This window comes from Winogradskya humida (genome assembly GCF_016862215.1).
Taxonomy (GTDB): Bacteria; Actinomycetota; Actinomycetes; order Mycobacteriales; family Micromonosporaceae; genus Actinoplanes; species Actinoplanes humidus.
Genome location: NZ_BOMN01000005.1, coordinates 1 through 18,407 on the forward strand (window position 1 = coordinate 1; position 18,407 = coordinate 18,407).

Consider the following 18,407-nt stretch of genomic DNA (forward strand, 5'->3'; position numbering starts at 1 on the left):
GGGCCACGGGCCACGGGCCACGGGCCACGGGCCTGCGGCCTGGCCCGGCCTCGGCCCGGGCCGCACCCTTGGCTCTACCTCGGTCGGGACCACAATCCCAGCCTGACCATGGCCGGCCCCTAATGGCGGCGGATGACGATGAGCAGTATCTCGCGGGTGGTCTGGTTCTGGTAGTCGGCGTAGCTCGGCGCGACGGCGATCACCCGGTCCCACAGGTCGGCGCGTTCCTGGCTGCGCAGGATCTCGGACGTCGCCGGGTAGGTGTCCGTGCCGATCTCCACCATGAGCCGGGGGTCGGCGACGAGGTTGTGGTATCAGGACGGGTTCGCGGGGGCGCCGCCCGCTGACGCGACCACGACGTGGCGGCCGTCCACCGAGACCCAGCCCACGGGGCTGGTGCGGCGCAGGCCGGTCCAGCCCACGGGGCTAATGCGGCGCCGGCCGGTGCGGGCTCCGGTGGTGGTGATCAGGGCCAGGGTCGCACCCTCGAACATGCCGCCGACCCGGCCGCCGTGGGCTCGGAACTCGTCGATGACGGGCTGGTTGAAGTCCGTCTCCGTGGCGTCGGTTTCCATGGGCATTCCTCTCCCGTTGAACGGTTGAACGGTTGAACGGCTGAAATGCCGAATGGGGCGCGCGAAGAGCCGGAATGCGGAAAAGCGCATGCCAAAAGAATCATTCGCGCAGTGAGAAAATGCGGATACGAAATCAGCGGACCGCACCCAGGCAGCCGGGTTTTCGCAGGAAGAAGCAGGCAGAAACAGGACCCAATCAGCGCATCGCGCGGCTGACGGTGAGACCTCTGGTCAGGTGATATCCATCTGATCGCCCCAGTGGTACGGCGCCTCCATGCCCACGGCGTTCTCCCTGCCGGGTACACGCGGCGCGCCAAAACAACAGCAGTTTCGCCATTAAATGGGCAGCGACGAGTCCGGGCCGGGTTGAGCGCGGCGGCGACTTGCGGGATCATGGCGGGCCGGTGACGACCGCGAGCGGTTGTCGAGATGATCGGGAGTGGCCGACGTGCGTACGGTGCCGGTGTTGTTCGGTGTGGTTCTGCTGGCCCTGGCAGCCGGGTGCACGTCGTCCGCGGATGAGGGTAAGCCGGATGCCAGGCCCGCGGTGACCGCCGGGTCGCCGCCGCCGTGGACCGAGCCGGCCAACTACACCTACACCGTCGAGCGGAAATGCGACGGCAAGGAGTCGCTCGGCGTCTACCGGGTGACGGTTGCCGGAGGCGAGGTGTCAAACATCGAGCGGACCGACGGCAGGACGGCCACCGGCGAGGAGGAGATCGAGCTGCCCACGCTCGGTGGCCTGGTCGACCTGGCCCAGACCGCGGCCGACGACGGCGGCAAGATGACCACCAGCTCCGACCCGGCCGACGGGCACCCGGTCGCGATCGCTTTCGACGTCTCGGACGCCGGCGACAACGAGGACAACACCTGCTTCGTCATCTCGGACTACAAACTCCAGTAGGCAGGGCCGCAGAGCGCGCGGGCCTCAGGGCTGCAGGGCGCGCAGGGCTGCAGGGCGCGCAGGGCTGCAGGGCGCGCAGGCCTCAGGGTTGCAGGGCGCGCAGGGCGGCGGCGATCGCCTGGGTGCGGATGGTGGTGTGCAGGTCGGGGTGGTCGACGAAGAGGATGACCGTGTCCTGGAGGCCACCTAGGGCGACGACGGCGCGCACCCGGTCGGCCGGTTCCGGGCCGGCGAGCAGGGTGTCGAGGCGGGTGCGCCAGCCGATGACGGCGTGGACCAGGTCGAGCTGGTTCATCACCTGGACGTCGCGGAGGAGCCCGAGGAACAGCCGGCGGTGGGTGTAGCAGAGGTCGAAGTAGGCCTCCAACGCACCGCGCGGCTCGGGTGGCAGCTCTTCCAGGAACGCGCCGACGTCTTTGAGCAACGGCTCTAGCAGCGCGTTGAGCAGGTCTTTCTTCGACGCGAAGTGGTAGTAGAGCGCGGCCTTGGTGATGCCGAGGCGCTCTGCGATCTCCCGCAGGCTGGTCTGTTCGAAGCCGTTGTCGGAGAACAGCTCCAGTGCCACCGCCTTGACCTCTTCGCGGGTGTCGGTGTTCAGACGTGGCATGCCCCGAAGCATAGTCGACCCTTGACTACTTACCGGGCGGTCAGTAAGTATCTTGAGTCATGACTACAGCGCTGATCTCCGGGGCGGGCGTCGCCGGCCCCGCCCTCGCCTACTGGCTGCACCGTTACGGCTTCGACGTGACGCTCGTCGAGAGCGCACGCGGCATCCGTACCGGCGGCTATCCGATCGACGTCCGCGGGCCGGCCGTGCAGGTCGCGGAGCGGATGGGAATCCTGCCCGAGCTGCGGGCCGCCCACATCGACACCCGCCGGATCTCGGTGGTCAACGGGACGGGCCGGATCGTCGCCTCACTCAGCCCGGGAGAGCTGGCCGCCGGCAACAAGAACGACATCGAGATCCCGCGCGGCCAGCTCGGCGAGATCCTCTACGGCCTGACCAGGAACCGCATCGAGTACGTCTTCGGCGACTCCGTAGCCACCCTGGAGCAGCACCCCGGCGGCGTGGACGTCACGTTCGAGCACGGCGCGCCGCGCACCTTCGACCACGTGATCGGCGCCGACGGACTGCACTCGACCACGCGCCGCCTCGCGTTCGGGCCGGAGCGCGACTACCACCACTATCTCGGCTACTGCTTCGCCGGCTTCGAGGTCCCGAACACCGGCGGCCTCTCCCACGAGGCCCTGCTGCAGAACACCCCGGGCCGGCTCGCCGCCCTCTACGCGGTGGGTGACGCTCCGGAGAAGATCCATGCCCTGCTGGCGTACGCGACACCGGAGCCCACGCCGCGCGAAAGCGTGACAGCTCGCGTGCGGGAGGTCTTCGCAGGTCTCGGCGGCGAGACACCTCGCCTGCTCGACGCCCTGGAGCAGGCGGACGACCTCTACAGCGACACCGTCAGCCAGATCCGCATGCCCGCGTGGACCACCGGCCGGGTGTCCCTCCTCGGCGACGCCGCCTACGCCCCGTCGTTCCTGACCGGCCAGGGCACCACCCTCGCCCTGGTCGGCGCGTACCTCCTGGCCCGGAACCTCGGCGACAGCAGCGCCTACGAGCAGGCGATGCGCGGCTACGTGACCCGGACCCAGACGCTCGGGCGGGGCGCTGCCATGATCCTGCCCCGCACCGGCACCGAGCTGTGGCTGCGCAACCAGGCCTTCCGCCTCATGCCGCTGCTCTCCCGCTTCAGCCGCCGGAGCACCCCACCCGCCGAAATCACCCTCCCGGAGCCGGTGAAGATGGACGCATGACGGAACTGCGAGCGGTGATCTTCGACTGGCGGGGCACTCTTGTCACCACGCTGACGCCGCAGGAGTGGGCAGGGGCCGCAATGGAGCGGCTGCGAAGGCCGGCCCGGCCCATTCCCGCGCTGGAGGAAGAGCCGCCCGGCGACGACACCGACGCCGAAAGGCACCGCGCCGCCTACTACCGGTACTTCGCCGCCGCCGGCCTGGATGACGATCTTGCCGACGCCCTGTACGCGGTGGAGTCCGACCCCGCCCACAACCTCTTCGCCGTCGACGCGGTGCCGGTGCTGCGAGCCATCGCCGCACACGGGACAAAGATCGCCGTGCTCAGCGACATCCACTTCGACATCCGGCCCGCGTTCACGGTCGCGGGGCTCGGTGATGTCGTGAACGCGTACACATTGTCGTTTGAGCATGGGGTGCAGAAGCCGGACCCGGCGATCTTCCGGCTGGCCCTCGATGCCCTCGGCACTGAGCCGGCGCAGACGCTGATGGTCGGTGACCGCGCGGGGTGGGACGGCGGCGCGCTCGACCTGGGCATTCCCACACTGCTGATCCCGCCGCTCACCGACCCCCGCCAGGAACGCCTCGACCTGGCCGCCCGAGTGCTCGACGTAAAACTCTAAAAAGCGACAACAAAGAGCCGGTCCGGGGTACGCCGCCCGACTCCCCCACCAACCGACACGTTCCGCAATCCGTTGTCCCGCAACAGCCCGGTCAACGACCCGACACTCCACGGCCGCATGGTGAACTGGTATTCCACGACGTCGCCGCCCATCGCATAGGTCTCCCGCACCCGCAGCAACCCGTTGTCCCACGTCGTGCGGCTGGTGAAACCGGACCGCGTCCGAGGCTCCCCATCGGCCCGTTCCCGGGAAGCCTCCGCCTCCCGCACGTCAAGGAACAGCTTCCCGCCCGCGCGCAACGACCGGGCCAGCGAAGCGATCGCCGCCGCCCGCTCACCGTCCGAAACCATGTCGTTGAGAACACCCCGGCACATCACCGCGTCATGATCCGCCGTCGGCAAAAGACAAATATCAATCAGTTGGGTACGCGCGGACGGGCACCTCGCCGCCGCCTGTGCCAGCAACCGCGGCGCGGCATCCGCGAGATCGACGACATGCCCTCGCGCGATCATCTCCGCGGCGTGCCGCCCCGTCCCACAGCCCGCGTCCAGGATGGACGACGAGCGTGCCAGCTGCGCATCAACCGCATCGCACCAGGGCTTGACGGGGTCGTTGATGATGAGGTCGTAGGCCTCGGCATGCAGGTCGTAGAAGGGCCGTTCCCCGCACACTCGCGCCGAGGACGAAGGTGTGTCCATACCAGACCGTACGTCACAGATTTTGGCATTGACGTGGAAAGCGGGCGCGGCGCACAGTCGATCAGGTAACAAGCCGTCATCGGGGGGTGCGTCTTGGACTTCGGAGCACTGACTTTTCCGTTCCATCAACCGGCCGACAATCCGACGCTGCAGCTGCACGAGGATCTGGCGCTGGTGGAACATCTCGACGCGCTGGGCTACGAGGAGTTCTGGTTCGGCGAGCATCATTCGGGCGGCTGGCCGGGCGGTCCGGGGCGGGCATGGTGTCGTTCGGGGCGTCGGCGGCGATCGGGCAGGGCACCGACAATCCGTTGCGTACGGCGGCCGGGATCGCCGAGACCGAGGCGCGGCGGGCCGGTTCGGTTTCGACCGGCGTCGGTGGTCCGCCGGCTGGCCGAACGGCGGGCGTCATGACCAGCAGCGTGCTGTCGCAGGTCCTGCTGAGCCTCGGGCTGATCGTGCTGCTCGAGCGTCGCCGCGGGGTCCGTACCGATATCAAGGAGAACTCATGGACATCCGTGTCGAGGTGACCGTCCTCGGGAGCGGCATCGGTGGCAGCACCGTCGCGGCGATCCTGGCCCGGCAGGGCGTGTCGGTCGCGCTCGTGGACGGCGCGAAACATCCGCGGTTCGCGCTGGGCGAGTCGACGATCGGGGAGACGTCGTTCCTCATGCGGCTGCTTGCTGCCCGCTACGACGTGCCCGAGCTCGCCCAGGTGTCGACGTCCGGGGGAATCCGGCAGCACGCCAGCCACCGGTGCGGCATCAAGACCAACTTCGGCTTCGTCTACCACCGGCCGGAGCAGGAGCACGACCCGTACGAGGTGACGCAGTGCAGTGTCTCCGAGGGCCCGTTCGGCCCGGAGTCGCACCTGATGCGCGCCGACATCGACCAGTACCTGTTCAACGCCGCGGTGAGGTACGGCGCGGTGGCCCGCGAGGGCGTGCGGGTCGCGAACGTCGACATCACCGCCGAGCAGGCGATCGTCGAGCTGGCCAACGGCGAGACCGTGCACAGCGACTACGTCATCGACGCTACCGGGCGCACCTCGGTGCTGGCCGACGCGTACGGCCTGCGCGAGGAGCCGTCCCGCTTCCTGACCGACTCGCGCACGATCTTCACGCACATGCGTGGGGTCCGCCCCTACGACAGCGTCGAGGAGTCGAGCGGGCAGCCCAACCTGTGGCACCAGGGCACCCTGCACCACCTGTTCGACGGCGGCTGGATGTGGGTCATCCCGTTCGACAACACCGATTCCAGCGAGTCCGACCTGGTAAGCGTCGGGCTCAACCTGGACACGAGCCGCTTCCCGAAACGCGACGGGGTCACGCCCGACCAGGAATGGGCCGAGTTCCTCGAGCGCTTCCCGGCGATCGGGCGGCAGTTCGCCGACGCGACCACGGCGTTCCCGTGGATCTCGACGGGCCGCACACAGTTCTCGTCCTCGCGTACGGTCGGGGATCGCTGGGTTCTGATGAGCCACGCAGCCGGGGCGATCGACGCGCTCTTCAGCCGTGGCATGGCCAACACGATGGCGGTCATCGAGGCGTTCGTGCCGACGTTCCTCGCCGCCCGCACCGACGGCGATTTCTCCGCGGCCCGCTTCGAGTATCTCGACGTGCTCAACCAGAGCATCCTTGACAACAACGACAAGCTGATCGCCGGCTCGTACATCGCGTTCCAGGATTTCGACCTGTGGCGGGCCTGGTCGAAGATGTGGTACCTCGCCTGGAACCTGGGCGTCATCCGCGTCGCCGGCTCGTACTACCAGTACCTCGAGAACAGCGACCCAGCCGTGTTCGACCGGCTGCACCAGGGGCCGGTCCCGGGCTCGTTCTGCCCCGAGCTGCCCAGCGCCCAGGTCCAGTTCACCGCGTGCTTCGAGGTGATGCGCCGGGTCCAGCGCGGCGAGCTGACCCCGGCCGACGCGGTGCCGGAGCTGGCCTGGCTGCTCGGCGACGGCGAGGCCTCCCCGTCCCCGCTCAACCTGCACGACGTCCTGCGCCGCTGGCACGACGGCTCGATGGAAGCCCAGAAACTCCTCTACGACTGGGGCCGCACCGCCGCCCCGCTCCCCCTGCGCCCCTACTTCGACTACGACCGCGCCACGATCGCCAAGGCCGCTGCCGAAGTGCTCGCCGCCTGATGATGTAGGGGTTCTGTGCAGGTTGTGTGTGCGGGGCGTTCTCCGGGGCGCCCCGCCCGTACGGTGCGATCATGAGAGCGATCCGGGCCTGGCTGGCCGTCTTCATCATCGGGCTGGTACTCAGCGGGGTGACGGCGTTCCCGCTCGTTGCCGAGGTCAGGCTGCTGGCGTGGCTGCTCGGGCCGACCGGGTTCATCGACCACGTTCGCGACGGCCTCGTGACGACCTCCGAGCAATTTCCCTTCATCGCGTACGGAACGGACTGGCTCGCCTTTGCGCATCTGGTCATCGCGATCGCGTTCGTCGGGCCGTGGCGGGATCCCGTGCGCAACGTCTGGGTGATCGAGTGGGGCATGATCTGCTGCGTGGCGATCGTGCCGCTGGCGCTGATCGCCGGGCCGGTGCGGGAGCTGCCGTTCTGGTGGACGCTGATCGACATCTCGTTCGGGGTCTTCGGGATCGTGCCGCTGCTGTATGTGCGGCGATTGATCAGGCGCCTGCCCACGGAAGTTTGTCCGCCAGTGGCGGCTCGGTGAAGATCAGCACCGATTCGTCGAGCCGGACGAATTTCCAGCCCGCCTCCTCGTCGTAGACCTCGCCGGCGAGCAGGAGCAGCGGCGTGCCGTCGACGGTCAGGTCGACCCGCGCGACCACCCCGGCCTCCACGAACGCCGCGACGTGCTCGATCGGGCCGACCGGGAGCTCCCGCAGCGCGCGGCGGCGGTAGATGCCATTCCAGTTGCCGGTGCCCTCGCGGTGCTCCGGCTCGAGCTCGAGACCCCACACGACGCCGTCCTGGTACGTGGCGATGACGAGGCGCGCGTCGTCCTCGAACGTCAGCTCGACCATCAGCAGTTGCAGGCAGGGCACCGCCGGATCGGTGAACTGCGGTCCGTCGCTGTTCCGCAACGCCATCTCGACACCGGACCAGGCGACAACCCGCCTGCCCTGCAAACCACCGAATTCGAGCACTTTGTCCTGGGCTGACTGCTGTTCGCTCACGCCGCATTATTCCATCGCGCGCGGCCGGAGATTCATTTATGGTCCTCGGCAGCGGTGGGCGGCTCCCCGCGGTGCTTCCTTCTCCACTCTCACTGGCATCTAGCGTCGCGACTCTCCGCCCACCGCTTCGTATGTCTCATGGGGGCGTTTTTCTATGGATCCGCTGGCCGTTGTCCTGCTCCGCCGAACCAGCCGGGTGGCCGTCACCGCTTCCGGCCTTCTCGCCGCGCCGGCAGATGGGGGCGCCTGGGTTGCCGCGCTGGAGGCCGATCTGGCCGGGCGGGGCTGGCTGTTGCGCAACGACCTCCGGCTCGCCGCCGCGCGCCTGCCCGCAACGGTCCGGGTCCAGTGGGCGGACTGGCTGCTCGCCACCGTCGACGAGCTGGTCGGTGCGGACCGTCCGATGCTGCCGCTCTACCGGTCGTTCCCCGACACACCCCGCAACCCCGAAGCGGTGTACGTACGCCGTCTGCTCACCCATCTTTTCGCCGTGCCCGGCGCGCCCTGCGTGCTGTGCGGCCGCCCGGACGAGGGCGCCCCGCTGGACCCGTGCGGACACCTCGTCTGCACCGGCTGTTTCCCGCCGGCCGAGTTCTCCGCGTGCCCGATCTGCGGCCGCCGGGTCGCCGCGGAATCGCACTACCTGCCGATCGAACCGCAGCCGCAGGAACGCCCCCTGCTGCGCCGCGTCCTGCCCCGGCTCCCGCAGGGCCGGTCCACGGCCGCCGACGACGAAGCACTGATCGATGACGACGACGCGCGCCCCCGGCCCGTGGCCCCCGAGCCGGTGCGCATCATCGGACTCGAACCCGCCCCGGACCGCGCCGCCATCGATCTGCGCGACACGATCGTCGGCCGCCCCGGCGCCCTGAGCGAAGCCGACCGTGCCGACCTCAAGATCCTCGTCACCGCCACCGCCCCCGGCGACCTGGGCTGGCTGCCCGAGGTGGTGCCCGCTCGCGAGACGCTGGCGTTGCTCATCGCGTGGGCGCTGCACGCTTCGGCGCTCACCGGCGGCTTCCCGATTGTGCTGGCTGCCGCTCGGGAGCGGTGGGGGACGGCGACGGATGTGGCTCGGGCGCTGTGGGCGTACTCAGGTGGGGATCCGGGGTTGATCCTGCCCAGCGGGCCGTCTCTCGCTTTCGACCTGCCTCCGGTCACCGTGCCGGTCGCGCGGGTGCGGGCGCTGCCCCGGCCGCTGCGCCGTGCCGTGCTGGCACACCTCGACTCCCTCGGCGCCGCCGTCGCGGCGGAGGACATGCGGCGACATCCGACGGTGTGGAAGCGGCTCGGCGAAAAGCTGCACCCCCACGAGAAGATCGCCGCGCACCCCCGGGCCGCGGTCGCCTTCGCCGCGCTGCGAGACACCCGCACCTCCCCGGCCAGCACCCTGGGCACCGCCATCACCGAAGCCTGCGCCCGCGAACCCCGCCACCTGATCCGCACCGAACACCCCGGCGGCACGATCTCCGTCACCTTGCGCACCCACGCATCCCTTGTGGAGCGAGCGTTCACCGACGGCGACATCGAGGCTGCCACCCGGCTGCTCACGGAACGCCCCGGCGACCTGTGGCGCCGCACCGACCAGCTCCTGCGCGGCGACCCCTCCACGCATGCCGCAGTCCTGGCCGCACTGCACAAAACCGCGGCCCGGGTGGCACCCGCTGTCCTCACGGCGACCTCCGCCGAGCTCCACAACCGATCTCTCACGGTACGCGCAACGCCCGCCCAACTCGCCTCAGTCGCCCGAGCCCGAGCCCGAGCCGCCGCACAGGCACTGCGCACCGGTTCCGGTTCCATACCCCGCCCCGCCGCTACAGCCGACACATTCAGCTCACTGGGCGCCGCCCTCCGCGCCGCCGCCGAACGCCTGGGCTACCACCCCGGAACGGCTGCCCCTTCAACCCCTTCAACGCCGACCGCTGACGGGCCGGCACCCCACACGGAATCGGCGCCCCACCCGGATGCGTCGCCGCTTGCCGAAGCGTCGCCCCTTGCCGAAGCGTCGCCCCTCATCGAAGCGTCGCCCCAGACCGAGCAGGCGCTCCCCGACGAGCACGGGCTTCCCGATCAGCCGGCTCTTGCTGCGGTGATGGGCATGCCGCGGCGGATCTTTTTCCCCAGCGGCGGCGTGGTCACGACCTGGACCGAGCCGGAACGCCGCAAACCCCTGCCCGCCGAAGCGATCGACGCCGTCCGCGCACTGGTCGACACCGAGCTGACCCGCCGCGCGGCCCGCGACGGGAACGAACGCTTCGACATCGCCGTCATCGATGCCGCCCTCGCCGAGGTGCCGGCCCCGATGCGCGAGCGCGGCGCCTCGGCCCAGCTCGCGGGCTGGCCGCGCGGCAGTATCCGGCGCCTGCCCACCGGTAATGTGCTGCGGCTCTTCCTGCACTGGCAGGACGCGGGCAAGAACCGGGTCGACCTGGATCTGTCCTGCGCGTTCTTCGACAGCGAGTGGCGGCGGATCGGGCACTGCGACTACACCAACCTGCGCTTCGCCGATGATGCCGCGGTGCACTCCGGCGACCTGACCTCCGCGCCGCCCCCGCTCGGCGCGACCGAGTACCTCGACCTGAACCTGGAGCAGCTGACGGCGAAGGGCGCCCAGTACGCCGTACCCGTCGTCCTCAGCTTCAACGCAGTGCCCTTCGAGGCGCTCGGGGAGGCTTTCGCCGGGCTGATGCTGCCGCTCCCCCGCGGCCGGCAGTTCGACGGCGCCCGCGTCGCGCAACGCTTCGACCTGCAGGGCAACGCCCGGATGCTGATGCCGATGGTCGTCGATCTCACCGACCGCCGGCTGCTCTGGACGGACCTCACCCTCAACGGCATCGGGTACGGCCACAGCGTCGGCCGCCACGGTGACCAGCTCGGCCGGGCCGCCGCGGACCAGTGGGACCATTTCCTGGGCGGCCACCGCACGACCCTGCTCGACCTGACGTCCTGGCACGCGGCCGCCCGCGCCGGCCGGGTCCTGGTGGTGCATCGCGACGGGACCTGCTCCGAGGTGGCTCCCGAGGCCTCCGCCATCCGCGCGGCAGCCGCCGCCGCGACCGGCCCGCTGCCCGGGTTACCCGATCTCACCGGCCTGCGCGCGCTGGCCGGCACGTCCGACGCCGCCGACCTGCACCGCCTGATCCCGCACCGGCCCGGTCCCGGATCGGTGGCGCTGACCGTGACGGGCACGCCGGGTGAAGCATGGACCGCCGTCGGCGCGGGCGATCTGCTGGCCCGGCTGCTGCCCTGACCGGCGTGGCAAGCTAACGTGCGCCGGTGAGCGACACGCCGCTGTCGGATGTCATGGCAGAGTACGCGGACACCAAGGACCCCCAGACCTTCGCCCGTTTCGTGGAGCTTTTCGCCGCCTCCACCATCGGCATCGTGACCCATGGTGAACGACTCGGCGCGGGCATGACCACGTACGGTGACGGCAAGAGCCGCATCCTCTCCTTCGCCGACTCGGACGCGCGCTCCCGATGGGCCGCCGGGCGCTACAACGCGGGCGTGCAGGGCGCGATGCTGCTACGAATGGCGGCCGACAACCCCTGCGAGGGCATCCTCGTCAACTGCGCCACCCGCGAGATCAGCCTCGTCATCGACCGCGACACCGCCCGGGCAGCGCTCAACCCGCCCCCGAAGAAAACTCCGTGGTGGAAGCGCGGCAAGGTCGGCTAGCTTGCGCGGCATGGAACCAATCGGAGAGAAGGAGATCCGGGCCTCCTTCATCAACTGCAGCAAGGGCGAGGCCAGCCGGATCAAGCTGCCGCCCGGCACCGTGGCCTGGGACGACCTGGACTTCCTCGCCTGGACCGACCCGGGCGCCCCGCTGCGGGCACTGTTGGTCGTGCCGGGCGCGGACGGGCCGGTCGGCATGGTCCTGCGGCGCCCGGAGGCACGGCGGGTCACCGCGATGCGGTCCAGCATGTGCCAGGTGTGCCTGACCGACCACGCGGGTTCGGGGGTGGCCCTCTTCGTGGCGCCGCTCGCCGGGGCCTCAGGACGCAACGGCAACACGGTCGGTCAGTACATCTGCGCTGACCTGGCGTGCTCGCTGTACCTGCGCGGCAAACGGCAACCGAAGATGCGCCTGATCCGCCGGGAGGAAACCCTCAGCCTCCAGGAACGCATCGACCGCGCCCTCACCAACCTGGCGGCCTTCACCGACCGGGTCGCGGCCGGCTGATGCCCACCAAAGCCGCCAGACGCAGCCCCACAGCAGCCCGTGTGAGACCGAGCCCCGCCCGATCGGCGGGGCTTCTTCGTCTCCCGGCAGGACCTGCCTTATCTGAACTAGTTCAGATACACTGAGAGGCATGTCGGTGCAAAGTTTCTCGTACAGCGCCTTCCTGCGAGGGCCCTCTCAAATCCTGCCGTCGCTCACCGACGCTGATGTCATCCTCGAGCGCCGGGACGAGGAAAACCTCATCCTCACCCGAGCCGAGCGGTTCGACGCTGCCGCCACCGGGCTCCGCTTCGCGGCACGCTCACTGGCCATCCTCGCCCGCCGCCACCGCGAGCTGGCCGAAGAGGCACTAGCCGAGGAATTGCCCTGGCTGACCTGGCTACCCGCTGAGGAACGTCTCACCTGCGTGCGCGAACTGCTCGCCGACCTCATGGCAGGCGCCGACACCGGCCTCCTCGTCCCCTTCGCCCGCAATCTTGCTTCCTGGCGTTCCACCGCCGAGGCGTGGTCTGACCCACAGCTCGCCCGAGAGCTACAAGGCCCGTTCGACGGCGACGGCCCCGCCATCGAACGCCCGGGGGAGAACCTCGCATGAGCGGACGCGGCGCAGAGCTCCCCCGGCCCAAGCCGTGGACCGTGCGTTGTGGATCACACGGCCCGTGCGGAGGTCAGCTTGTGTGCAGGCGGGAGGAGCCGGCCTCGACCGTGTACGAAGCCGTCGTGGTGACCGGGGCCGTGCGGACCGCGATCGTCTCCACCGTGCGGGCGTCGGTGCGCCAGGTGCCTGCGTCGAGGGAGCAGCGTAAGTAGCCGCGGCGCGAGCCGTCGAAGTAGCGGACGTGCGGGTTCAGGGTCGGGTTGAGGGCCTTGATGGGGGCGTCGTAGGCCGCTGGGAAGTCGGAGCTGATCGACGTGGCGGTGAATTCGACGGCGACCGGGGTGCAGCCGGGGTGGTCGAAGTCGAGGTGGAGTTCGCTGAGCCAGGTGGAGTGGATGTCGCCGGCGAGGACGATGGGGTTGGCGACGCGGGCCTGTTTGAGGTGGGTGAGCAGGCGGGTGCGTTGCGGGGCGTAGCCGTCCCACTGGTCGAGGTTGGCGAGGATCGGTGGGGTGGTGCCGGCCGGGTTGGGGAATTTGACGCGGCTCATCATGACCTGCTGGGCGATGACGTTCCAGGTGGCCGGGGAGTTGTCGAGGCCGCCCTTGAGCCAGTGTTCCTGTTCGGCGCCGGTGAGCGTACCCGTGGAATTCGCCGTGCCCGACTCGAAGAGGCCGAAGTCGCCGGAGAAGCCGCCGGGCTGGTCGGTGCGGTACTGGCGGGTGTCGAGGACGTTGAAGCGGGCCAGCCGGCCGTAGTCGAAGCGGCGGAAGATGCGCAGGTCGGGGCTGCCGGGGCGGAGGTTCGCGCGGATCGGCATGTGCTCGTAGTAGGCCTGGTACGCGGCGGCGCGCTGGCGGGCGAACCGCTGGGCGCTCTGGTGGGCGGCGCCGGTGTCGTCGATCTCGTCGACCAGGCTCGCGTAGTTGTTCTCGGTCTCGTGGTCGTCCCACGTGACGATCCACGGGAACGCCGCGTGCGCGGCCTGCAGGGCGGGGTCGCTCTTGTACTGGGCGTGCCGGGCGCGGTAGTCGTTCAGCGTGACCAGCTGGGAGAGCCCGGGGGTTTCCGGGGTGGTGTGGCGGCGGTCGGCGTAGCGGCTCGACGGGTCGTACTCGTAGATGTAGTCACCCAGGTGCAGGACGACGTCGAGGTTCTCGTCGGCGAGGGCGCGGTAGGCCGGCCAGTATCCGTTCTGGAAGTCCTGGCAGTTGACGATGCCGAAGCTCAGATGACCACGGGCATTTCTGGCAGGGGCCGTCTTGGTACGCCCGACCGGGCTGACCTCGCCGAGCGCACGGAACCGGTAGAAGTATTCACGGCCCGCCTCGAGCCCCCGGGCGTCGACGTGCACGGAGTGCGCCAGCTCCGGCCGGGCCTCGACCCGGCCGGAGCGCACGATGTGCCGGAAGCGTTCGTCCCGCGCGATCTGCCAGCTCACCTGGACGGGGTGCCGCGTCCAGCCGCCGGAGCCGAGCAGCCGGGTCCAGAGGATGACGCCGTCGGGCAGCGGGTCACCACTGGCAACCCCGAGCGTGAACGGGCCGGGCCCGGAGTGCGGTGCGGCGAAGGCCGCCGGGCCGGTCGCGATGATTCCCGCGCTGACCACGGCTCCCGTGAGTACGTGTCGGCGAGTGAGCACAGTGCCTCCCCAAGGCTGGTGAACGCCCAGACCCTAGGTTTCGGAAGCGAACTGCGGGCGACGCGCAGGCATCTACGCTGCGGCCATCTCGCCTTCGCTGCGCAGGATGCAGAACTCGTTGCCCTCGGGGTCGGCGAGGACGACCCAGCCCTTGCCGTCGGGGGTGCGCAGGTCGTTCACCTCGGTGGCGCCGATCTCGAGGAGGCGTGCCAGCTCGGTGTCGCGGTCGCCCTCGACGGGGCGGAGGTCGAAGTGGATGCGGTTCTTGATCTGCTTCTTCTCCGGGACCTCGATGAACAGGACGCGGTGGGTGCCGTCCGGGGAGAAGATCATGCATTCCTCGTGGCCCGGCAGGTTGGGGTCGGCGGGGTCCTCGTTGTAGCCGAGCACCTTGCGCCAGAAGACGGACTGCTCGTAGGCGTTGAGCGAGTCCACCGTGGTGTGGGAGATGTAGGAGGTCATGCGTTCATCGTCGCAGGGAGTGCGGCGACGTACACGGCCACCGAGCGGGGTGGCACGGTCAGCGTGCCGGTTGACGGGTCGGCGGTGGCCGTGCGCAGCAGCGGGTCGGCCGACGCCTCCAACGAAGGGTGCAGCGTGAGCGGGAGCCCGGCGAGCTCGGGCACCTTCTCGACCGCGACCGCGGCAGTGGCGTTGAAGACCGTGACCACGGTGCTCCAGCGGGGGTCGAGGCCGGTGCCGTCGAGACACATGACGATCACGCCGGGGGTCTCGCCGGGGCCGCCGAGCGGGAACGTCAGCCGTCGTTCGACCTCGTCCGCGGTGGGCAGGCCGAAGACCGGCGTGGAGCGGTGGATGCTCAGCAGTTCGGCGAAGCGGGCCGCGGTCGCGTCGATGATGGCGGCGGCGGGGATGAGGGACGGGTCTGCGAGCAACGGTTGCGCCCACGGCCAGCGTTCCTCGTTGTCCGACGCCGGGGGCAGGCCCGTGCCGAAGCCGTTGCCGGTGGTGCTGTCCCAGCGGATCTGGTTGAACCAGTCACCGGAGTTGTAGGAGTTGCGGTCCAGCGACTTGGAGCGCAGCCGCTCGCTGCCGAGGGCGAAGAAGCCGACGCCCTGGCCGAAGATCACCAGGGAGAGGGCGAGCAGCTGCATCCGGGCCCGCTCGTCCATCGGCAGGTCGCTCGGCAGCTTGAACGCCATCGCGTCGTAGAGGATCTCGTTGTCATGGGCGTCCACATAGGTCACGCACTCGGCCGGGCTGGCGGCGTAGCCGCTCGGGGAGCCGTTGTAGTCGATCTGCGATCCGCACTGCGGGGCCCCGGTGTGCGTGACGAAACGGTACGACGCCAGCGCCCCCGACAGCCCGACCTTGATCCGGTCGTGGACGTGCAGCGGGGTGTCCGAGCCGAGCCCGGTCGCGAAGCCGCGGGTGCCGGGGTCGTTGCCGTGCGCGGCGCCGCCCCGGGCCGCGTCACGCAGCCGGTCGTCGAAGGTGCCGACCCCGGTGCCGGCCATGTTGACCTGGGTGGCCTGCGCGAATCTTGCGTCGTACGCGACCTCCCCGAAGTTCCACCCCTCGCCGTACAGATAAACAGAGTCTCCAAGAGCGGCCCGGACGGCCAGGATGTTCGCGCGGGGGTGATGGCCCATCAGATCGAAGCGGAAACCGTCCACTTTGTAGTCGCGGGCCCACGTGACGATCGAGTCGACCACGAGCCGGCCCATCATCATGTGCTCGGGCGCGGTGTTGGAGCAGCACGTGGACTCGGCGACCGTGCCGTCGCCGAGCAGCCGGTGGTAGTAGCCCGGGACGATCCGGTCGAGGACGCTGAGCGGGGCGAGCCCGTCGGCCATCGTGTGGTTGTAGACGACGTCCATGACCACGCGCAGCCCGGCCGCGTTGAGGGCGGCGACCATCCGGCGGAATTCCAGGATCCGGGCGCTGCCATGCGGTTCGCTCGCGAAGCTACCCTCGGGCGCCGTGTAGTGCAGCGGGTCGTAACCCCAGTTGAAACCGTCGGTGTCGGCCACTGCCATCACCGCCGCCTGCTGCTCGGGAGAGTCAGGAGCAAAAGCCGACAGATCACACTGGGGTACGCCCTGAGCTGCCCGGCTGTCCGGAACAGTCGCGAAGTCGAAGGCGGGAAGCAGGTGCAGGTGGGTCAGCCCGGCGTCGGCGAGCATCCGCAGATGCCGCATGCCCGCGGTGTCCTCGTCGGTGAAGGCGAGGAACGTGCCGCGGTGCTCCTCGGGAACCGTGGTGTCAGAGATGGAGAAGTCGCGGACGTGCGCCTCGGCGATCAGGGCCCGGGCCGGGGCGACCGGGGCGGGCTTGACCAGGGTGTCCCAGCCGGGAGGCTTGAGCGCGGGGTCGTCCAGGTCGACGAGCTGGCTGTGCGTCGAGTCGACGGAGAGCGACAACGAATACGGGTCGGTGACCAGCGTCGTGACGATCCGCTGTGCGGCGGGGTGCCAGACCTCGACGCGGTAGCGGTAGTAGCGGCCGAGCCATTTCTGCTTCGCGTCGATCGACCAGATGCCGGTGGCGGCGTCGCGTTCCATCGGCAGGATCCGGAATTCGTCGCTGCCGGGGACGCGGGTCAGCTCCAGCGCGACCGACTTCGCGGTCGGCGCCCACACCCGCAACGGGCCGAGGCCGGCGTCGAAGGCGTCCGCGTACAGGTCGTCGAGGACGCCGGGCAGCTGCACGGCGGTCAGGGCGACGACCCGGCCGTCGTGGTCGCGGCCGGTCACGAGGAGCTGGCCGCGCAGCACGTGACCGAGGCCGGCGTCGGCGAGCTCGGGCACCGCGAACGCCCTGTATGCGCGCAGGTGCGGAAACTTGCGGCTCTGAGCCTGGAACAGCCCGCCGGGACGCGGGACGAGCGGCAGCGTCTCGTGCTCGCCGGTCAGCTCGTCGCCGTCGCGGCGCAGGCTGCCGTCGGCTGACGCGACCAGGGTGAACGACGCCGCGAGGCCTGCCAGCGCGGCGGGCAGGGCGATCGTGGTGCGGTCGACGAAGACCGCCAGCGCGCGGGCCGGGTCGAGCTCGGGGCCGAGGGTTCCCAGGTCGGGACGCACGGGCGCGGGCTCACCGGAGAGCAGCCACACCTCGCGGCTCACGGTCAGGTCGAGGCGCTGGTCGTCCGGCAGGTCCTTGCGGTCACCGTGGTGAAGCACGAAACGTACGCCGACCGCATCGTCGCGCACCGGGATCTCGAAGACGGCGCCGAAGCTGTCGAAACGGGCCGGCGCTGTGGGCGTACCCCACCGGGGCTTGGCAGGGGTGCCCTCCCAGGCGTGCGCGCCCCACCCTGCGTAATCACCGTCGGGGCGGCGGAAGTGAATGACGGCGTAGCCGGCGGCGGTGTCCTCCTCGTGCTCCTGGGTGAGCGCGATGTCCGGGTCGCCGGCCCGCAGCCAGATCTCGGGCGTGACGCCGGGGTCCACGAACCGGTCCTCGGCGATGTCCTTGGTGCCGTCGCGATGCGCGACCAGAAAGCCGACCTCGCGGGCGTCCTCGGCGAGCCGCACCCAGGCGAACCGGCCGTAGGCGTCCTCCCCCGCGAACGAGTGCCCGTCCGGGAAACCGGTGACAGCACCCGGGTCGATGTCACCCCAGGCGTGCAGTGACCAGTCCGCGTAGGCAGAGTCGTCGCGCTGATAGTGCACAAGAAGCCATTGCGGGGAGGTCACCTGCACATGATGGCACTGGGATCAACTCGCTGGCGTCAGCGCGCTGCGATCACCGTGGTGATCCGGGGGCCGTCGGCGTCCGAGCGGATCAGATAGCGGTAGCGCTCGCCGGGGACCGCGTTGCCGAAGCTGTCGAGGTATTCCCACTCGACCTCGACCATGGCGAGCGCCGCGCTCAGTCGTTGAACATCCCGCAGCTGGGCGTGGGCGGCGACGATCTGCTGGTCGCTGTAGGCCGGGGCGGCTCCCAGGAACGACAGCGCGACGGCGGCCGGCGAGGTGAACGTGAAGCTGTACGAGTCGGCGACCACCATGCCCGGCATCGCGTAGCAACCCGCGATCCCGGAGACGTCGCCCCTGGTCAGGGCCGAGCCGTAGCGGTCGAAGAAGTCTGTGAGGTGCTCCAGATCCGTGGGTGCCTGCACGGTGTCTGCATTACCCCTTGGGGCTCCGCGCGAAACCAGCGGGGCGGGTTGCGCGGCCTAGCAAGACGGACGTACGGTTTACACGACGATGTGAACGCTGAGTTAGGTATGCCTAACCGGCGAGCTGCGGTCGC

Annotated in this window: 17 protein-coding genes and 1 pseudogene; 10 read left to right on the top strand and 8 right to left on the bottom strand. The window is 69.9% G+C overall.

The annotated features are described in order from the left end of the window. Positions 1–119 precede the first annotated feature (119 nt). Positions 120–665 (bottom strand): annotated as a pseudogene (locus Ahu01nite_RS01420) (nitroreductase/quinone reductase family protein). 349 nt (positions 666–1,014) lie between these two features. Here Ahu01nite_RS01420 and Ahu01nite_RS01425 point away from each other — a divergent pair. Then, a complete protein-coding gene (locus Ahu01nite_RS01425) occupies positions 1,015–1,479 on the top strand; it encodes a DUF6174 domain-containing protein (protein ID WP_203834499.1) in 465 nt (154 codons plus the stop codon). 82 nt (positions 1,480–1,561) lie between these two features. Here Ahu01nite_RS01425 and Ahu01nite_RS01430 read toward each other — a convergent pair whose 3' ends face one another. Then, the gene (locus Ahu01nite_RS01430) at positions 1,562–2,086 is read right to left on the bottom strand and encodes a TetR/AcrR family transcriptional regulator (RefSeq protein ID WP_203834500.1); all 525 of its coding nucleotides are present in this window, start codon (positions 2,084–2,086) and stop codon (positions 1,562–1,564) included. Between the two features lie 59 nt (positions 2,087–2,145). Here Ahu01nite_RS01430 and Ahu01nite_RS01435 point away from each other — a divergent pair, with 59 nt between their 5' ends. Next, entirely contained in the window at positions 2,146–3,294 is a 1,149-nt protein-coding gene (locus Ahu01nite_RS01435; RefSeq protein ID WP_203834501.1) for an FAD-dependent monooxygenase, read from the top strand. Then, on the top strand, positions 3,291–3,917 hold the full coding sequence (locus Ahu01nite_RS01440; protein ID WP_203834502.1) for an HAD family hydrolase: 627 nt from the start codon (positions 3,291–3,293) through the stop codon (positions 3,915–3,917). The genes Ahu01nite_RS01435 and Ahu01nite_RS01440 overlap by 4 nt, the downstream gene beginning before the upstream one ends. On the opposite strand, the gene Ahu01nite_RS01445 is transcribed toward Ahu01nite_RS01440, so the two are convergent. After that, a complete protein-coding gene (locus tag Ahu01nite_RS01445; RefSeq protein WP_203834503.1) occupies positions 3,914–4,843 on the bottom strand; it encodes a class I SAM-dependent DNA methyltransferase in 930 nt (309 codons plus the stop codon). The genes Ahu01nite_RS01440 and Ahu01nite_RS01445 overlap by 4 nt on opposite strands. Positions 4,844–4,875: 32 nt before the next feature. Between Ahu01nite_RS01445 and Ahu01nite_RS01450 the strand changes: the two genes are divergently transcribed. The 3 genes from Ahu01nite_RS01450 (at position 4,876) to Ahu01nite_RS01460 (ending at position 7,297) form a co-directional block, all read left to right on the top strand. Continuing rightward, a complete protein-coding gene (locus Ahu01nite_RS01450) occupies positions 4,876–5,145 on the top strand; it encodes a hypothetical protein (protein WP_203834504.1) in 270 nt (89 codons plus the stop codon). Beyond that, positions 5,124–6,761 (top strand): NAD(P)/FAD-dependent oxidoreductase, encoded by a 1,638-nt coding sequence (locus Ahu01nite_RS01455; RefSeq protein WP_203834505.1) that lies wholly within the window; start codon positions 5,124–5,126, stop codon positions 6,759–6,761. Before Ahu01nite_RS01450 ends, Ahu01nite_RS01455 begins: the two co-directional genes overlap by 22 nt. Before the next feature lie 71 nt (positions 6,762–6,832). Beyond that, entirely contained in the window at positions 6,833–7,297 is a 465-nt protein-coding gene (locus Ahu01nite_RS01460) for a hypothetical protein (protein ID WP_203834506.1), read from the top strand. On the opposite strand, the gene Ahu01nite_RS01465 is transcribed toward Ahu01nite_RS01460, so the two are convergent. After that, on the bottom strand, positions 7,251–7,763 hold the full coding sequence (locus Ahu01nite_RS01465) for a hypothetical protein (protein ID WP_203834507.1): 513 nt from the start codon (positions 7,761–7,763) through the stop codon (positions 7,251–7,253). The genes Ahu01nite_RS01460 and Ahu01nite_RS01465 overlap by 47 nt on opposite strands. A gap of 154 nt (positions 7,764–7,917) precedes the next feature. Between Ahu01nite_RS01465 and Ahu01nite_RS01470 the strand changes: the two genes are divergently transcribed. The 4 genes from Ahu01nite_RS01470 to Ahu01nite_RS01485 all read left to right on the top strand — a co-directional run bounded on the left by Ahu01nite_RS01470 (position 7,918) and on the right by Ahu01nite_RS01485 (position 12,544). Beyond that, entirely contained in the window at positions 7,918–11,013 is a 3,096-nt protein-coding gene (locus Ahu01nite_RS01470) for an MXAN_6230/SCO0854 family RING domain-containing protein (RefSeq protein WP_203834508.1), read from the top strand. Between the two features lie 26 nt (positions 11,014–11,039). After that, positions 11,040–11,441: a hypothetical protein gene (locus Ahu01nite_RS01475; protein WP_203834509.1), complete on the top strand. Its 402-nt coding sequence runs from the start codon at positions 11,040–11,042 to the stop codon at positions 11,439–11,441. A gap of 10 nt (positions 11,442–11,451) precedes the next feature. After that, entirely contained in the window at positions 11,452–11,949 is a 498-nt protein-coding gene (locus Ahu01nite_RS01480) for an FBP domain-containing protein (RefSeq protein ID WP_203834510.1), read from the top strand. A 130-nt stretch (positions 11,950–12,079) separates the two neighbouring features. Further along, positions 12,080–12,544, top strand: a complete 465-nt coding sequence (locus Ahu01nite_RS01485) for a hypothetical protein (RefSeq protein ID WP_203834511.1) — start codon at positions 12,080–12,082, stop codon at positions 12,542–12,544. Between the two features lie 73 nt (positions 12,545–12,617). On the opposite strand, the gene Ahu01nite_RS01490 is transcribed toward Ahu01nite_RS01485, so the two are convergent. The 4 genes from Ahu01nite_RS01490 to Ahu01nite_RS01505 all read right to left on the bottom strand — a co-directional run bounded on the left by Ahu01nite_RS01490 (position 12,618) and on the right by Ahu01nite_RS01505 (position 18,273). Further along, complete coding sequence (locus Ahu01nite_RS01490) at positions 12,618–14,189, bottom strand: alkaline phosphatase D family protein (RefSeq protein ID WP_239158549.1); 1,572 nt, start codon at positions 14,187–14,189, stop codon at positions 12,618–12,620. A gap of 72 nt (positions 14,190–14,261) precedes the next feature. After that, positions 14,262–14,651 carry a VOC family protein gene (locus Ahu01nite_RS01495; protein ID WP_203834512.1) on the bottom strand — a complete coding sequence of 130 codons (390 nt, stop codon included), beginning with the start codon at positions 14,649–14,651 and terminating at the stop codon, positions 14,262–14,264. Continuing rightward, a complete protein-coding gene (pulA, locus tag Ahu01nite_RS01500) occupies positions 14,648–17,848 on the bottom strand; it encodes a pullulanase-type alpha-1,6-glucosidase (protein ID WP_239158550.1) in 3,201 nt (1,066 codons plus the stop codon). Before pulA ends, Ahu01nite_RS01495 begins: the two co-directional genes overlap by 4 nt. Positions 17,849–17,883: 35 nt before the next feature. After that, positions 17,884–18,273: a DUF6841 family protein gene (locus Ahu01nite_RS01505; protein WP_203834514.1), complete on the bottom strand. Its 390-nt coding sequence runs from the start codon at positions 18,271–18,273 to the stop codon at positions 17,884–17,886. Positions 18,274–18,407 lie beyond the last annotated feature (134 nt).

What these genes read in the sequence shown, in the direction of transcription:
- Ahu01nite_RS01430 (WP_203834500.1), bottom strand. Translation starts at nt 2,086, where the DNA reads ATGCCACGTCTGAACACCGACACCCGCGAAGAGGTCAAGGCGGTGGCA.
- Ahu01nite_RS01435 (WP_203834501.1), top strand. Translation starts at nt 2,146, where the DNA reads ATGACTACAGCGCTGATCTCCGGGGCGGGCGTCGCCGGCCCCGCCCTC.
- Ahu01nite_RS01440 (WP_203834502.1), top strand. Translation starts at nt 3,291, where the DNA reads ATGACGGAACTGCGAGCGGTGATCTTCGACTGGCGGGGCACTCTTGTC.
- Ahu01nite_RS01445 (WP_203834503.1), bottom strand. Translation starts at nt 4,843, where the DNA reads ATGATGCTCGCCGAACCAGAACTCCTCGTAGCCCAGCGCGTCGAGATG.
- Ahu01nite_RS01450 (WP_203834504.1), top strand. Translation starts at nt 4,876, where the DNA reads ATGGTGTCGTTCGGGGCGTCGGCGGCGATCGGGCAGGGCACCGACAAT.
- Ahu01nite_RS01455 (WP_203834505.1), top strand. Translation starts at nt 5,124, where the DNA reads ATGGACATCCGTGTCGAGGTGACCGTCCTCGGGAGCGGCATCGGTGGC.
- Ahu01nite_RS01460 (WP_203834506.1), top strand. Translation starts at nt 6,833, where the DNA reads ATGAGAGCGATCCGGGCCTGGCTGGCCGTCTTCATCATCGGGCTGGTA.
- Ahu01nite_RS01470 (WP_203834508.1), top strand. Translation starts at nt 7,918, where the DNA reads ATGGATCCGCTGGCCGTTGTCCTGCTCCGCCGAACCAGCCGGGTGGCC.
- Ahu01nite_RS01480 (WP_203834510.1), top strand. Translation starts at nt 11,452, where the DNA reads ATGGAACCAATCGGAGAGAAGGAGATCCGGGCCTCCTTCATCAACTGC.
- Ahu01nite_RS01485 (WP_203834511.1), top strand. Translation starts at nt 12,080, where the DNA reads ATGTCGGTGCAAAGTTTCTCGTACAGCGCCTTCCTGCGAGGGCCCTCT.
- Ahu01nite_RS01495 (WP_203834512.1), bottom strand. Translation starts at nt 14,651, where the DNA reads ATGACCTCCTACATCTCCCACACCACGGTGGACTCGCTCAACGCCTAC.